This is a genomic window from Kitasatospora sp. NPDC003701 (assembly GCF_053587085.1).
In genome coordinates this window covers 1-14,880 of the sequence record NZ_JBSFNM010000002.1, presented here as the reverse complement: position 1 = coordinate 14,880, position 14,880 = coordinate 1, and the positions used below count along the sequence as shown (strand labels likewise).

The window sequence follows — 14,880 nt, the reverse complement described above, 5'->3', positions numbered from 1 at the left end:
ACATTTAATCAGCCGAACGAGTGAAGCGATGCCCCTCCTCGGCCCCCATTTTCGGCGCCCGAACCTACCGAACACCCCGGAAACGCCCTGCTCCGGGCAGTTCCGGCAAGCACGGACGGAACGGAAGCGAAACATGGGGCGAACCCGGTGATCGGGATCATCCGATCAGTGTGCGGTTGTCGCCGAAACCCGGACAGCGTCGTTGCACTCGGAGACAATGACGTCGAGTCCGGCCCCGCCGGGGGCGGCGCGACCACGGACCGACCAGGAGCCGCCAGATGAGCAAAAAGGGTGCACCCGCACAGCAGCACCGGCCGGGCGACGGTTGGTGGGAAACGGTCTACGAAGGGCCGGCGGGCACCCTCCCCGACACCCCGGACGCGGTACCGGGGGAGGAGAGCGTCGACGACTGGTTCGAGACGGCGGCCGGGCTGATCGGGCAGCAGCGCACGGGCGGGGCGGAGCCGGAGCAGGCGGTGGTGGACGAGGCGGAGCCCGCGGCGGAGTCTGCGGCGGTGGAGCCCGGGCCGGCGCCCGGGGCCCCGGGGCGGGACAGCATCGACGACTGGTTCGACACCGCGGTCGGTGTGATCGGGCAGCAGCGCGGGCCGGAGGAGACGCACAGGTTCCCGGCCCCGGCCTGGGCGGCGGCCGAGCCCGAGCCCGTGCCGGCGCCCGAGCCCGAGCCCGAGCCCGTGACGGAGCCGGTGCCGGTGGTGGCGCCCGAGCCCGAGCCGGCGCCCGTTCTTCGGAAGGAGCCGGACCCGGAAGCCGTGGCGGAGCCCGAGCCCGAGCCCGTACCCGAACGCGAACCCGAGCCCGCCGCGGAGTCCGAAGCCCCCGGGCCCGCCCCCGAACCGGACCCCGAACCGGATCCCGCCCCCGCCCCCTCGGCGGTGCCCGCGGCCCGCCCCGCACCCCGGTCGGTGCTCGCCGACGCCGGGCCCGCCGTCCCGCACGTCGGCGAGCGCCCGCCCACCTACGGCCCCGAGCCGACCGCCGTGCCGGAGGCGGACCCGGGCTCGCTCGGCGCCGTCGTGCCGGACACCGTCCTGGAGGGGGCCCAGTACGCCACCGCGACCCTGCGAGCCGTCTCGGTCCGCGGCGACTCCGCCCGCTACCGCGGCGAGCCCCGCCGGGACGCCCTGCTGGTGACCAGGTTCGGCGAGGGCGCGGACGGCCTGCTGCTCGCCGCCCTCGGCGGCTTCGACCGCACCGGCGCGGGTGCCTCCGAGGCCCTCGCCGACGCCGGGGCCACCCCCGAGGCGATGGCGACCGCCGCCGCCGAGTCCTGCCGCCAGCTCGCCGCCGCGATCGGCCGCAGCCGGGCCGGTCTCGCCGCCGACCTGCGCGACGGTGCGCGGGACCGCCTCCGCTACGGCCTCCAGCGGCTGGTCACGGCCGCCGCCGCCCCGCTGCGCGCCCTCACCCCCCGGGTGGCGGGCGACGACCCGGCCGCCCCCGCCTCGCTGCACTGCCTGCTGCTCTCGCTCGACCCGGTGGCCTCCTACCGGGCGGCCTTCGGGGTCGGCCCGGGCGGGCTGTACCTGCTGCGCTCCGGTCACTGGATCGACGCCTACGCGGCTCGACTGCTGCACCACCCGGACGGGCAACCGCCGGTGCCGGACGGCCCGGTGCCGGACCCGCGCCCGTTCCGCTTCCGGATGGTCCCGGCGACCCCGGGCGACATCCTGCTGCTCTGCACCCCGGGCCTGGCCCGGCCGATCGCCGACGAGCCGGCCGTCGCGCACTTCCTGGCCGCCCACTGGGCGCACCCGCACCCGCCGGGCACCGTGGACTTCCTGCGCCAGGTGCAGGTCCGCGCCAAGGGCTATGCCGACGACCGCACGGCGGCCGCGATCTGGACGGAGTGACGGGCCCGCCGGGCGGTGTCCTCAGGCGGGCGCCAGCAAGGTCCGGCAGGCCGATTCCGCGAGGTGCAGCGCCCTCGTGCGGCGCGCGCCGGGCAGGCCGAGCGCGAGCGGCACGGCGAGACCGTCCAGCAGGGCGCGGATCTGGGCGGCGCGCTCGGTGGCGGCGTCGCCGGGTTGATCAGCTGCAGCTGCGCCGGAAGGTTCCGCCGCTCCCGCCGCTCCCGCGGTGAAGGAACCGGAGGCCGCCCCTTCGTCGAGCAGGGCGACGAGGTCGGCGTCCCAGGGCGCCTCGATCTCCAACTGCCCCTGCCGGAGCTCCTCGCTGGCGGGGGAGCGCCCCCACACCTCCACCCAGAGGATCCAGCGCGGATCGCCCGGGCCCTCGGGCAGGTAGAGCCGGGTGTAGTCGGCCAGCCGCTCCCAGACGTCCCGCCCGCCGTCGGTCAGGGCGGCGCTGCGGCGGGCCCCGAGCTGCTCCTCGCTCCAGCGCAGCGTCTCCAGCAGCAGCTGGTCCTTGCTGCCGAAGTAGTAGAGCAGGTGCCCGGCGCTCATCTGCAGCTGCTTCCCGAGCCCCGCCATGGTGAGCTTGGCGAGCCCGTGCTCGGCGATGGCGGCCCGCGCGGTGGCGAAGACCTCCTCGCGGGGGCGCGCCGGCCGGCGCGGGCGGGCGTCCGCCATGTGCTGCTCTCCTCCGTGCTGCGGCGGCTGCGCCGCTCCGGTCCCACGATACTGGCCGTGCCCGAAGGGCCACGGAGCGGGAGACCGACGGGCTCGACACCCCACCGCTGCGGGTACGTGCCGAATGCCGCGCGGTTATTCGGACGACCCCGACCTGAGGGGGTGGCCCGCGGCCGCACTCATCGCCCTGGCCGACTGCGTGACCGGCCCGGCGGTCCACCTGCACCTCGATCGCCATGCACAGCACCCACGGCCTCACCACCGACGACCTCGGCCGCCACCCGCACGACCCGTCACCGCAACGGTGATGCCGAATGACGAGGCTTGCCCGGTCGGCAGAACTCGGCGCATCCAGTCAGGAGTTCCGACACCCGTGAAGGCATTCGACGCACGGCGGTGATCACAGGACTGCACGCCTACTGCTGCCCGGACGGACGACCACCGGGCGACCACGCCCCGCCCGAACTTCCGGGCGGGGCGCTTCGTCGTGCTCAGCGGAAGGGCAGTACCGCCGTGCTGCCGCCGGCGAGGACGCGTGCGTACTCGTCCTTGCCGCCGAGGGGGCGGTAGTTGACCACGGGGTCCCCGGCGCGCACGAGGGTGGTCGCGCATCCGAGGCACCACGGCGCCGGCGGCTGCGCGTCGAGGTCCTCGATCACCGCAGGAGCGGCGCACTGCGCACACGTCACCATCGGGTCCTCCCCGGGGGTCTCAGGCCCAGGTGGAGCCGCAGGAGGTGCAGCCCCATCGGCCGTCCATGGTCTGGTAGGTGGCGCCCGATCCGCAGACCGGGCAGGTGCGGGCGTCCGGCTCGCGGGCCCGCTCCAGCAGGGTACTGGCTGCCGGGGTGGTGGCGGGGTGCTTCTCGGCGGGCCGGGCCCCGGTGCGGGGCTTGTCGAGCGGGATGGCGCTCATGGCGTCGTCTCCTCGGTGTGGAGTGGCAGAGGTGCGCCGGCCGGGCATCACCAGCGAACCGGGCGGAGGCCCGGCTGTGGGATGGCATCGGGGTGCTCTCGCACGCCGTGTGCGTGCCCCGCACACCCCGTGCACGCCCTGCCTGTGGGCGCCGTCGGGTCGATACGGTGGACAGCCCGTGCAGCCGAAGGGCGGAACCGTGCATCAGCGTCAGCTCGGGACGGTCATCAGGGCCGCCCGGTGTGCACAGCGGATGACCCAGGCCCAGCTGGGCCTGGCGTGCGGCTACTCGGCGTCCGCGATCAGCCGCGTCGAGGCCGGCCTGCTGCGCCCGGCCGAGCACTCGCTCCGGCTGCAGCTGGGAGTGCTACGACCAGGACCGCACGACGGTCGAGGAGCAGGACGCGATGCTCGATGCGGCACCCGACGCGCATGGGGCTGGCACCGGGCGAGCGCGTCGACGACGGCGACTGACGGGCTTGTCGCCATCGCATGAGAGGACCTGAACGGGACGTCCTCCCACCGCTAGGCTGCGAGGATGACGATCACTGCTGTCGTGTTCGATGTTGGCGAGTGCCTCGTGGACGAGACCCGGGAGTACGGCACCTGGGCGGACTGGCTGAACGTGCCGAGGCATACCTTCGTCTCGGCCTTCGGTGCGACGATCGCCCAGGGCGAGGACTACAGGCAGACGTTCCAGATCTTCCGGCCGGGCTTCGACCTGTACGAGGAGCGCGAGAAGCGCGCCGCCGCCGGTCTGCCGGAGACCTTCGGTGAGGAGGACCTCTACCCGGACGTCCGGCCGGCGCTGGCCCAGCTCCGGGCCGACGGCCTGTGGCTGGCCATCGCGGGCAACCAGACGGTCCGCGCCGGGGGGATCCTCCGCGAGCTGTTCACCGCTGACGTCGACCTGATCGGCACCTCGGACGACTGGGGCGCGAGCAAGCCGGACCCCGAGTTCTTCCGCCGGGTCGCCGAGGTGGTCCCGGCTGAACCGGCCGAGATCCTGTACGTCGGTGACCGTCTCGATAACGACGTGCTCCCCGCCCGGGCGGCGGGGATGCAGACGGCGCTGATCCGGCGCGGCCCATGGGGCTGGATCCAGCAGCACGACCTGGCCGCCGAGCAGGCGACGTTCCGGATCGACTCCCTCGCGGAGCTGCCGGAGCTGATCGCGAAGGCTAACGCTGCAGCGAGCTGAGCGTCGCGGCCCACGAGTAGAGGCGGTCGTCCACGCGCCGGACGGCCGCCGACTCCTGCCAAGGGGCGAGCGCCCGCCGGGCATCGCGGACACGCTCCGCGCCAGTCGCGTACCAGGTGATGTCCAGCTGGTCGAGCGCCTGCTCCAGCAGAGCGCACGCTTCGTCAGGGCGCCGCGCGGCAGCCTCGACGGCGGCCAGGTCCGCGAGCACGACGGTGCGCTGTTTGCCGTCGGTCTCTGGCAGCTCGGCGAGCGTCTGCTCCAGGGTGGTTCGTGCCTGCGGGATCAGGCCGGCCAACAGCTCCGTGTTGCCGCGGAAGGCATGCAGCCTGACTCGCGAGAACCAGGTGAACCAGTCGGGCGCCGGCATGCTGCCGCCTGCCGCGAGCACGTCCTCTGCATGGCGGAGCAGGGCGAGCGCCCCGCGGTGGTCGCCGCAACGAGTCAGGCATTCGGCCTCGACAGCGTCGAGCCATGCCAGCACCTCGACCGCCACGGCCGGTGCACGGCGGGCGTAGGTGCGGGCGGCCTGAATCCGCTCGCGGGCCTCGGGTAGCCGGCCGTCCCAGCCTGGGACGAAAGCGCTGTGAGCGAGGATGGCCGCGCCGAGCAGGCTGTCGTCTGCCTCGCTGGCCGCCTGGAGCGCGCGGACGAGCGTGGCGTCTGCGGCGTCGGGCTGCCGCAGGTCGAAGAACTCGATCCGGCCGAGCAGTAGGAGGCTCTCGCCAAGCGCCGAGGCCAGGACGCGTCGCACGATCCCGGAGGTTTCGCCGAGGAGCGCGGTGCCGAGGCTGGCATGCTCGGCGACGGCGCGGTGAAGGACCGCGGGGCCGACGGAGAGGTAGAGCCGGCGGTGCGCTTCGGTGACTATCGCGTAGTCGGCGCCGACCGTACCGGGCTGGACCGCCCGGCCTGCCGGTCGAGGGAGCGCGCCGCGCAATGCGGTGGGCGACGTCGAGGTCGCCGGCGCCAGGGTGTTCGCGGCCGCTGAGGGACGGACAGTTCGGTCCCATGGCGGTCGGAGCCCGAGGTCCTCAACAGGCTGGCGAAGTACGTGGGTGAGAAGCCGCTGGTAGTCCTCTTGCGGCCAAGGCGGGGTATCGGATTCCCAGCGCCGGACTTGGCGGACGCTGACGACGATCCCTGGCAGGCCGAGGTGGCGGGCGGCGGTGCTGAGGGCCTCGGCGAGCGCCTGCTGGCTGGGGTAGCCGGCTGACTGGCGGGCCGCCTTCAGCGCGAGGTTGGGCACGGTGTCCTCCGCGGGTGCCGATGGTGTCTCAACCCTACGGCGTGACGGGCCTCTTGGGGGACTGCTCGCGCGGATGCTCGGACACTAAGTCCTCAAAGAGTCCTGAAAGAGTCCTCTGTAAGGCCTTCAGGACGTCCGCTCAGGGGACGACGATTACTCCTGTCGCCGACCGGCGCCACCAACCTACCGAGAGTAGGGGACGCCGCCGTGCGCCCAGCACCGACGCCGTTCACCCGGGCCCAACGCGACGGCCGCGCCTGCGTTGGCTGCGAGGGCGAGGACGGCGAGCTGATCGACGCCGGCCACGTCGACTTGCCCGACCTGCCTGGACACGGCTGGGCGGTCGTCGCACACCCCGCCTGCCGCTCTACCGCCCCCGAGGAGGACCCGTGAGCGACCGCACCATCTCATCGCCCGAGCAGCCCGAGGCCGAGACCGGGTCGAGCGGCTACTGCCGCGACTGCGACGACTACGGGGTTGGCACGTACGACGGCATCCGGACCAGCCTCACGGACTGGATCACCGAGCACCGGGGCTGCCGCCTGGCGACCGCGCCCGCGGCCGAGTCTCGGCCGGCCCGCGAGCCCGGCGACATCTGGGCCTGATGCTCCCTGGCCGGCTGTACGGCGGTGCCGCCGGCCAGGGCTACCGCAGTCGCACCCGCCACCGGTCAGCAGGGAGGACCATGTCCGCGGTCTCGACCGGTCGGCCGGTGCTGCTGTACCGGGTGCGCTGGATCAGCCACGCCGGGACCCCACTGGGCAGGCCGAGCTGGTCGCCCTCGTCTGGGGTGACCTGGTGGAGGCTCGCCTCGGCTACGGCCCGAGCCCAGCGTTCCTGCCTCTCGCCCACCCACCAGGTGGTGATGAGGTGGCTGGGTCGGGAGTCCGGGTCGAGGCACTCCTCCCGGCGCCAGCGCAGCCGGGACCGCGGGGCCACGCCGAGCCGGCTGGCGAGGTCGGCGTCTGCCCGGCAGCTGCCGAGCGCGCCCTCGCCGAGGAGGAATGGCCAGTCCCGGTCTGAGTCGAGAAGTGTGCGCACAGCGGGAGGATGCGCCACCCAGAGCCTGGTGCGCTGGGTCCCTTCGAGCTCGCCGGTGCGTCGTAGGGCGGCCATGCCAAGGCGGGCGGCCGCATCCGATACGCCGAGTTCGGCAGCAAGTCGCGCACGCGACGGCAGTTGATGCCCGGGTGGCCATAGGCCGGAGGTGATGCGCCGGCGGATCTCAGAGGCGACGTACTGATACGGCGCGACCGGCGGCATGTGCATCCCTGCGAGGTTCGGTTACCGAGCGTGAACCGTTGTGCAACGGCCATCTCGTCATGCTGGGGATATGTCGGAATCTTGGGCGCCAAGGTGTAGTCATGAGGGCGCTGACCTCGGACGATCAGTGTGCCGCCCGCTCTGCTGATGGATCCGTGCACGTTGCAGGGCGTGGTCACGAAGTGGACGAAGGGGGCCGGAAGGGTAAGCCATTGCATGCAGACGAACGGTGGTAGATCATGTGTTCGATTATGTGGACGCATTGATTCCGTTTGTGGTGACCGAGTGGGCGGGGCGGAGTGGAGTCCCCGTAAACACAGACGGCCGGAGTCGAGCTGAAACCAGGCACCCCCAAGAGGGTGCGGCAGCTCGACTCCGGCTCTTTCAAGCAAGATCAAGTGGGAGAGAGTGGGAGATGATCTACGGGTGCATCTGCTATCTCCTGCCAGCTTCCAGCATCCAGCTGGACGGCTTGTCCGCAGGTCAGCGGCCCTGGCCTCGCAACTTATGCGGCCTTCGGCTGCTGCTGGGTGATGCAGTGGATGCCGCCGCCGTTGGCGAAGATCTCGCGGGCGTCGACGAGTTCGACCGTGCGGCCGGGGTAGGCGCGGCCGAGGACGGCGGCGGCCTCCTGGTCGCGCGGGTCGTCGAAGGCGCAGAGCACCACGGCGCCGTTGGCCACGTAGTGGTTGATGTAGGAGTAGTCGACCGGCTCGCCGTCCTCGTCCAGCAGGACGGTGGGGGCGGGCAGTTCGATGACCTCCAGCTGCCGGCCCCGGGCGTCGGTGGAGGCGCGCAGGATCGCCACCAGCTCCTGGCAGACCTGGTGGTCGGGGTGGGCCGGGTCCGGCTGGACGTGGGCGACCACGACGCCGGGGCGGACGAAGGAGGCGACGATGTCGATGTGGCCGCGGGTGCCGAACTCGTCGTAGTCGCGGGTGAGTCCGCGCGGCAGCCAGATCGCCTTGGTGGTGCCGAGGTGGGCGTGCAGCTCGGCCTCGACCTCCTCGCGGGTCCAGTCGGAGTTGCGCCCCTCGCCGAGCTGCACGGTGTCGGTGACGAGCACGGTGCCCTCGCCGTCGACGTGGATGCCGCCGCCCTCGTTGATCAGGCGGGAGGCGAAGCGCTGAACACCCGTCAACTCGCTGATGTGCTCGGCGATGTGCTGGTCGTTGTCCCAGCGGGCCCAGGACTGCGCGCCCCAGCCGTTGAAGATCCAGTCGGCGGCGGCCAGCGAGCCCTTGCCGTCGATCAGGAAGGACGGGCCGATGTCGCGCATCCAGGCGTCGTCCAGCGGGCGCTCGACGATCTCGACCTCGGGGGCGACGTACTTGCGCGCCTGCTCGGTCTCGCCGGTGTTGACCACCAGCGTCACCGGCTCGTACCGGACGATGGTGTTGGCCACCGCGGCCCAGGCCTCGCGCCCGGCGTGCAGGTGCTCCGGGCTGTCGAAGGTCGGGTTGGTGGTCGGGAACGCCATCCAGGTGCGCTCGTGCGGGTGCCATTCGGCGGGCATCCGGTAGCCGAGCGAGGCGGGGGTGGGGGTCATCTTCGGTTCCTTGGAGAGAAAGTGAGGGCGGGTCAGAGGAAGTAGAGGCGGCTGAGCGAGACGCTGTCGGCGGGCTCGGAGCGCAGCGGCGAGCCGTCCAGCGAGACCAGGCCGGTCTCGGTGACCTGGACGTCGCCGAGGCGGGCGTTGCGGACCATGTCGCGCGGGCCGATGCCGCGCGTGCCGCGCACCGCGACCCGGCGGCGCCTGGTCGGCATCGCGTCCCCGTTGTCCAGCGCCGCCCGGGCGACGAAGGCGACGGAGAGGTCGGCGGCGGTGGCGCCGTGAGCGCCGAACTGGGGGCCGAGGACGAGGGGTTCGCAGCGGTCGGTGGAGGCGTTGGGGTCGCCGACGACGCCGTAGGCGGGGAAGCCGGCCTTGAGGACGAGCTGGGGCTTGGCGCCGAAGTGGTCGGGGCGCCACAGGACGATGTCGGCGAGTTTGCCGATCTCGATGGAGCCGACCTCGTGGGCCAGGCCGTGGGCGATGGCGGGGTTGATGGTGAGTTTGGCGATGTAGCGCAGGACGCGCTCGTTGTCGTCGCCGCCGTCGGTGGTGCCGTAGGAGCCGGTGCCGTCGAGGGGGCCGAGTTCGGCCTTCATCTTGCCGGCCATGGCGAAGGTGCGGCGCACGGTCTCGCCGGCGCGGCCCATGCCCTGGGCGTCGGAGGAGGTGATGCCGATGACGCCGAGGTCGTGCAGGACGTCCTCGGCGCCCATGGTGCCGGCGCGGATGCGGTCGCGGGCCATGGCGGCGTCGCCGGGGAGGTCGACCTTGAGGTCGTGGGCGGAGACGATCATGCCGAAGTGTTCGCCGAGGGCGTCGCGGCCGAAGGGCAGAGTGGGGTTGGTGGAGGAGCCGATGACGTTCTCGACGCCGGCCATCTTGAGGACGTTGGGGACGTGCCCGCCGCCGCAGCCCTCGATGTGGAAGGCGTGGATGGTGCGGCCGTCGAGGACCTTGAGGGTGTCCTCGACGGAGAGGCACTCGTTGAGGCCGTCGGTGTGCAGGGCGACCTGGACGTCGTGGTCCTCGGCGACGCGCAGGGCGGTGTCCAGGGCGCGGGTGTGGGCGCCCATGTCCTCGTGGACCTTGAACCCGGAGGCGCCGCCCTCGGCGAGGGCCTCCACCAGCGGGGCCGGGTCGGAGGAGGAGCCGCGGCCGAGGAAGCCGATGTTGACCGGCCAGGCGTCGAAGGCGTTGAAGGCGTGCCGCAGCGCCCAGGGCGAGTTGACCCCGACGCCCCAGACCGGGCCGAACTCCTGGCCGATGACCGTGGTGACGCCGGAGGCGAGCGAGGCCTCCATGATGCGGGGCGAGAGCAGGTGGACGTGGGTGTCGACGGCGCCGGCGGTGGCGATCATGCCCTCGCCGGAGACGATCGTCGTCCCGGTGCCGACGACCACGTCCACACCGTCCAGGGTGTCCGGGTTGCCGGCCCGGCCGATGGAGGCGATCCGGCCGTCGATCAGGCCGATCGAGGTCTTGCGGATGCCCTGGACCGCGTCGATCACCAGGACGTTGCTGATCACCACGTCGCAGGTGTCGCGGACGGCGGCGGCCTTGAGGTGCAGGCCGTCCCGGGCGGTCTTGCCGAAGCCCGCCAGGAACTCCTCGCCGGGCGCCTGCGAGTCGGACTCGACCCGGACGATCAGGCCGCTGTCGCCGAGCCGGACCCGGTCCCCGGCGCGCGGGCCGTGCACCGAGATGTAGTCGTGCGGGGTGATGGAGCTCACGATTCCACCTCGGCGTCGTCGAAGCCGGTCAGGTAGCCGGTCGCGCGGGCCTTGGCCAGGGCGGCCTCCTTGGCGCCGGGCGCGTCCAGCGGGCCGTCCACCAGACCGGCGAAGCCGATCGCGACCCGGGTGCCGCCGATCGGTACCAGGCCGACCTCGACGGTGGCGCCCGGGTCGAAGCGCACCGAGGAGCCGGCCGGCACCGCGAGGTGGGTGCCGTAGGCGGCGGCGCGGTCGAAGGCCAGGCGCGGGTTGGCCTCGAAGAAGTGGAAGTGCGAGGTGACCGAGATCGGCACCTCGGAGGTGTTGTGGACGGGGAGCACCACCGTCTCCTCGATCGGGTCGTAGCCCGTGCCGGCGCCGAGCAGCGCGCCGCCGGGGGCGTCGTCGCCGAGCGAGCCGGCCCCCTTGAACGGGTCGTTCACCACGGCCAGCCGGGTGCCGTCGTCGAAGACCGCCTCGACCTGGACGACGGTGACGACGTCCGGGACGCCGGGGAGCACGTCGTCGGCGGTGAGCACGCTGCGGCCGGCCTCGACGGCCTCGGCGAGGCGCCGGCCGTCGCGGGCGGCCTCGCAGACGGTGTCGGCGATCAGGGCGTGCGCCTCGGGGATGTTGAGGCGTACGCCTCGGGCGCGCCGGGCGCGGGCCAGCTCGGCTGCCGTGAAGATCAGCAGCCGGTCCCGCTCGGTGGGGGTCAGTCGCACGGTTCCTCGCTCGCGGTCGCCGGGGGGTGCCGGTGGGTGCCGGTGGGCCGGGGATGAAGTTAGAACGGCGTTCAAACGTCTCGGGTCATTGAACCCGGACCCGGGCGCTCTGTCCAGCGTTGCCCGAAAACGGCTCGTACGCATCGCAAACCTGTCCGGTGCGGGCAGTTGGATCACGAGGACCGCGCCGTGCCCCTTTCACCCCAGGTGATCGGACGCACACTGTTCCAAACGCCGAAAGCTGGGCATGAGGATGGTGGTCAGAACGAGGCGGCCACCCGACCGGCGGGGGATCCGGCAGCGGGTGCCCGGATTGAGGGCGGGGGCATGTGGTGATGGACGGTCAGTCGCGATTCCCGCGGCAGCGGACGGGCTCGGGGGATGCCTTCCGGTCCAGGCCCCAGGGCGGCGCACCGGGTGCGTCCGGGGTCACCGGCACGTCGGGCCAGGCGCTGCCGAGCACTCCGGCGCCGGGCTGTGCCCTGCACCGCCGGCTGCACCTGGCGGTCGACGCGGCCGATCTGGTCGCGGTCGGCGCGGTCCGGCGGCGGCTGCGCTCCGCGCTCGGCCACTGGGGGGTGCCCGAGCTGGCCGACACGGCCGAGCTGCTCTCCTCCGAGCTGGTCACCAACGCACTGCTGCACACCGGTCAGGGCGCGGTCTTCGACGCGGTGCTCACGGCGGACCTGCGGCTGCGGATCGAGGTCCAGGACGGCGTCACCCGGCTGCCCGGCCGCCGCCGGGACCCGGACGCCGAGTACGCCACCTCGGGGCGCGGGCTGATGCTGGTCGAGGCGCTGGCGGACTCCTGGGGCGTGCAGCTGCGCGGGGACGGCAAGGTCACCTGGTTCGAGCTGGTCACCGCCTGATCGCCGCCCGTCCCCTGTCCCGCATCCTCCGCGGCCCCCGCGGCCCCCGCGGCCCCTGTCGTCCCGCACCCGTCCCGCACCCGTCCGTCGCGCGGCGGTCGCCGTCCCGGCCGTCGCCGCCGTCGCCCGGTGGCCCCGGCGCCACCCGTTCGGCGCAGTCCCCGGACGCCGGCCGGCCGGACCCCCGGACCGGCGGGACCAGGTCGTTCGCCGCCGAACGGTACCCCTGGGCGAAGGCCGAGCCGAATATTCCCGGCCCGGTGCCATTGCCGCTCGGCCGAACATTGGCCAGGATGGTGGGAATGTGTGTCCACGTGCGGCAAACAGCGGGGAGACCACACCTCGACTGACAACCGCCCGGCGGCACGGTCCGATCGAGCACCACCCACTCACACTGCCACGCGGCCAGGCCGGACAGTCGGCGCGGCCCGTCACGGCAGCGGCAGGAGCAGCATGCCCACTGAGCCCGAGTCACCGGGGCCGGCGCTTCCTCCCGGCCAGTCCACGGCCGGGTCGGGGCGGGCGAGACCACCCGCCCAGGCGGTGCGCAGGCACGCGCTGCGGACGGCACCCGGACTGGCCGCAGGCCGGCTGGCGCCGATGCTCTCGGGTGGCCTGCCCGTCGCCTCGGGGGACTCCACGCCGGACTGGCTGGAGCCCGCGATGGCCGCCAACGGCATCGGCTCCTTCGACTGGGACATCCGCCGCGACGTCCTGGAGGGCGACCAGCGGGCCTGCGCGATCATGGGCCTGGACAACGCCGAACGGGACCGTTTCGACCGCACCTCCGCCTCCTTCCTGGCCCTGCTGCACCCCGAGGACGCGCCCGTGGTGCGCCGCCGGGTCGAGCGCGCGGTCGCCGAGCTCGGCCAGTGCGGCGCCTACTACCGCACCGTCGGACCGAGCGGGGCCATGCGCGCCGTGCGGTTCCGCGGCCGGGTCCTCGCGGACGCCTTCGGCCGGGCCTCGCGGATGGTCGGCTTCATCTGGGACGCCACCGTCGAGCTGCGCAAGCGCGACCGCGCCGACCGGATGGCCCTGCTGCGGGAGGAGCGCTCGCGGTTCATCAAGGAGGCCGCCCGCGCGCTCTCCGAGGCCGTCACCGTCCGTGACGTGGCGCGGGTCTTCACCGAGCTCCCGCTGCCCGGGCTGCCGCCGGACGGGCTGGTGCTGGCCTCCTTCGAGTCCGGCCGGGTGCAGATCCTCGGCGCCTCCGGCTACCGGCCGGAGGAGCTCTCCTTCTGGGACCGCTCGGTGCTGCCCACCGACCACCCGGCGGCCGAGGCGCTGCGCAACCGGGCGCCGGTCTTCATCGCCAGCCGCGAGGAGTTCCTGGAGCGCTACGCGAAGGTGTGGACGCCGACCAGCCGGACCGGCCGCAGCTCCTGGGCGTTCCTGCCGCTGGTCGCCAGCGGCCGGCCGATCGGCGTCTGCCTGGTCAGCTTCGACGACGACCGCCAGCTGGACGCCGACGAGCGCACCCTGCTGTCGACCCTCGGCGGCCTGGTCGCCCAGTCGCTGGCCCGGGCCCGGCTGCACGACGCCGAGCACGAGCTGGCGGCCGGCCTGCAGCGGGTGATGCTGCCGCGCACCGTGCCGTCGGTGCCCGGCGTGACCACCGCCGTCCGGTACCTGGCGGCCGGCTCCGGTCTGCAGATCGGCGGTGACTGGTACGACGTCGTCCCGTTGCCCGGCGGGCACGTCGGGCTGGTGATCGGCGACGTCCAGGGGCACGACGTGCACGCCGCCGGGATCATGGGCCAGCTGCGGATCGCGCTGCGCGCGTACGCGGCCGAGGGCCACCCGCCGGCGGCCGTGATGGCCCGCGCCTCCCGCTTCCTCGCGGACCTGGACACCGACCACTTCGCCACCTGCACCTACGCCGAGGTCAACGTCGACTACGGCGTGGTCTACGCCGTCCGGGCCGGCCACCTCGACCCGGTGGTCCGCCGGGCCGACGGCACCGCCGCCGTGGTCCAGGTCGCCGGCGGCCTGCCGCTGGGCATCGCCCCGGACGAGGAGTACCGGGTCACCCGGTTCAGCCTGGACCCGGGCGAGACGGTGCTGCTCTGCACCGACGGCCTGGTCGAGGCGCGCGGCATGGACCTCGACGACGGCATCGCCCGGCTGACCGAGGTGCTCGCCGGACCGCTCGCCGACCGCGAGGAGGGCCGGGTCGACCCGCTGGAGGAGCTGGCCGACCGGATCTCCTCCCAGGTCGCCGACTCCAGCGAGCGCGAGGACGACATAGCGCTCCTGCTGCTGCGCTGGGACGGGCCGGAGGGCGGCCTGGCCGCCCAGCAGCTGCGCCGCCGGATCGGGCAGGCCGACCTCGCCCGGATCTCCGAGGTGCGGGCCGAGCTGCGCGACGCGCTGCGCCGCTGGGGCGTGGCCGAGCTGGTGGACACCGCCGAGCTGCTCGCCTCCGAGCTGGTCACCAACGCGATCCGGCACACCGACCGGGACGCCATGTTCACCGCCCGGCTCTACCGCGAGTCGGTGGCGGACGGCGGCCGGGCCCGGCTGCGGGTCGAGGTGGAGGACGAGTCCGACCTCTGGCCGACCCGCCGGACGCCGGGGGAGCAGGCCTCCTCCGGGCGCGGGCTGATGCTGGTCGAGGCGCTGGCGGACGGCTGGGGCGTGGAGCCGCGCGGCTCGGGCAAACGGATGTGGTTCGAGCTCACCGCCACGCCGGCGGCCTGACCGGTCGGCGGCGGTCCTGCGGTGGGTCCGACCGGTGTCGGTCCGTCCACGACAACGCCTTCGGCACGGCCCTGCTCGACAAGGTCGCAGCAGGCGCCGGTGGCACCGTGAAGAAGGCCCTGGTGGACCAGGGGTT

The 14,880-nt window shown here is 73.5% G+C and carries 15 protein-coding genes and 1 pseudogene; 7 read left to right on the top strand and 9 right to left on the bottom strand.

Features of this window, described 5'->3' with window-relative positions; genetic code table 11:
- The first annotated feature begins 278 nt into the window (after window positions 1–278).
- Window positions 279–1,874, top strand: coding sequence for a protein phosphatase 2C domain-containing protein (locus tag ACWDRR_RS02200; protein WP_449770269.1), 1,596 nt, complete (start codon window positions 279–281; stop codon window positions 1,872–1,874).
- Window positions 1,875–1,895: 21 nt separating this feature from the next.
- On the opposite strand, the gene ACWDRR_RS02195 is transcribed toward ACWDRR_RS02200, so the two are convergent.
- The 3 genes from ACWDRR_RS02195 to ACWDRR_RS02185 form a co-directional block, all read right to left on the bottom strand.
- Window positions 1,896–2,552, bottom strand: a complete 657-nt coding sequence (locus ACWDRR_RS02195; protein WP_449770268.1) for a TetR family transcriptional regulator C-terminal domain-containing protein — start codon at window positions 2,550–2,552, stop codon at window positions 1,896–1,898.
- 491 nt (window positions 2,553–3,043) lie between these two features.
- Window positions 3,044–3,244, bottom strand: coding sequence for a hypothetical protein (locus ACWDRR_RS02190; RefSeq protein WP_449770267.1), 201 nt, complete (start codon window positions 3,242–3,244; stop codon window positions 3,044–3,046).
- A 19-nt stretch (window positions 3,245–3,263) separates the two neighbouring features.
- The gene (locus ACWDRR_RS02185) at window positions 3,264–3,467 is read right to left on the bottom strand and encodes a transposase (RefSeq protein WP_449770266.1); all 204 of its coding nucleotides are present in this window, start codon (window positions 3,465–3,467) and stop codon (window positions 3,264–3,266) included.
- Between ACWDRR_RS02185 and ACWDRR_RS02180 the strand changes: the two genes are divergently transcribed.
- Window positions 3,457–3,963, top strand: coding sequence for a helix-turn-helix domain-containing protein (locus tag ACWDRR_RS02180; RefSeq protein ID WP_449770265.1), 507 nt, complete (start codon window positions 3,457–3,459; stop codon window positions 3,961–3,963). The two genes, ACWDRR_RS02185 and ACWDRR_RS02180, sit on opposite strands and share 11 nt — an antisense overlap.
- A 42-nt stretch (window positions 3,964–4,005) precedes the next feature.
- Window positions 4,006–4,668: an HAD family hydrolase gene (locus ACWDRR_RS02175; RefSeq protein ID WP_449770264.1), complete on the top strand. Its 663-nt coding sequence runs from the start codon at window positions 4,006–4,008 to the stop codon at window positions 4,666–4,668.
- Here the strand turns inward: ACWDRR_RS02175 and ACWDRR_RS02170 are convergent.
- A complete protein-coding gene (locus ACWDRR_RS02170) occupies window positions 4,649–5,917 on the bottom strand; it encodes a transcriptional regulator (RefSeq protein ID WP_449770263.1) in 1,269 nt (422 codons plus the stop codon). The two genes, ACWDRR_RS02175 and ACWDRR_RS02170, sit on opposite strands and share 20 nt — an antisense overlap.
- A 207-nt stretch (window positions 5,918–6,124) precedes the next feature.
- Here ACWDRR_RS02170 and ACWDRR_RS02165 point away from each other — a divergent pair, with 207 nt between their 5' ends.
- The gene (locus ACWDRR_RS02165) at window positions 6,125–6,310 is read left to right on the top strand and encodes a hypothetical protein (RefSeq protein WP_449770262.1); all 186 of its coding nucleotides are present in this window, start codon (window positions 6,125–6,127) and stop codon (window positions 6,308–6,310) included.
- The gene (locus tag ACWDRR_RS02160; RefSeq protein WP_449770261.1) at window positions 6,307–6,522 is read left to right on the top strand and encodes a hypothetical protein; all 216 of its coding nucleotides are present in this window, start codon (window positions 6,307–6,309) and stop codon (window positions 6,520–6,522) included. Before ACWDRR_RS02165 ends, ACWDRR_RS02160 begins: the two co-directional genes overlap by 4 nt.
- 40 nt (window positions 6,523–6,562) lie before the next feature.
- Here the strand turns inward: ACWDRR_RS02160 and ACWDRR_RS02155 are convergent, their stop codons facing one another.
- The 5 genes and pseudogenes from ACWDRR_RS02155 to ACWDRR_RS02135 all read right to left on the bottom strand — a co-directional run bounded on the left by ACWDRR_RS02155 (window position 6,563) and on the right by ACWDRR_RS02135 (window position 11,172).
- Window positions 6,563–6,958: a UTRA domain-containing protein gene (locus tag ACWDRR_RS02155; protein WP_449770523.1), complete on the bottom strand. Its 396-nt coding sequence runs from the start codon at window positions 6,956–6,958 to the stop codon at window positions 6,563–6,565.
- A gap of 54 nt (window positions 6,959–7,012) precedes the next feature.
- Window positions 7,013–7,180, bottom strand: a pseudogene (locus tag ACWDRR_RS02150) (GntR family transcriptional regulator); the annotation flags it as partial.
- 505 nt (window positions 7,181–7,685) lie between these two features.
- Entirely contained in the window at window positions 7,686–8,729 is a 1,044-nt protein-coding gene (locus ACWDRR_RS02145; protein WP_449770260.1) for an agmatine deiminase family protein, read from the bottom strand.
- A 32-nt stretch (window positions 8,730–8,761) separates the two neighbouring features.
- Window positions 8,762–10,468 carry an urease subunit alpha gene (locus tag ACWDRR_RS02140; protein ID WP_449770522.1) on the bottom strand — a complete coding sequence of 569 codons (1,707 nt, stop codon included), beginning with the start codon at window positions 10,466–10,468 and terminating at the stop codon, window positions 8,762–8,764.
- Complete coding sequence (locus ACWDRR_RS02135) at window positions 10,462–11,172, bottom strand: urease subunit gamma (RefSeq protein WP_449770259.1); 711 nt, start codon at window positions 11,170–11,172, stop codon at window positions 10,462–10,464. The genes ACWDRR_RS02140 and ACWDRR_RS02135 overlap by 7 nt, the downstream gene beginning before the upstream one ends.
- Before the next feature lie 335 nt (window positions 11,173–11,507).
- Between ACWDRR_RS02135 and ACWDRR_RS02130 the strand changes: the two genes are divergently transcribed.
- Both ACWDRR_RS02130 and ACWDRR_RS02125 read left to right on the top strand, forming a co-directional pair.
- On the top strand, window positions 11,508–12,041 hold the full coding sequence (locus ACWDRR_RS02130; protein ID WP_449770258.1) for an ATP-binding protein: 534 nt from the start codon (window positions 11,508–11,510) through the stop codon (window positions 12,039–12,041).
- A 453-nt stretch (window positions 12,042–12,494) separates the two neighbouring features.
- On the top strand, window positions 12,495–14,744 hold the full coding sequence (locus ACWDRR_RS02125; RefSeq protein WP_449770257.1) for a SpoIIE family protein phosphatase: 2,250 nt from the start codon (window positions 12,495–12,497) through the stop codon (window positions 14,742–14,744).
- The last annotated feature ends 136 nt before the right edge of the window (window positions 14,745–14,880 follow it).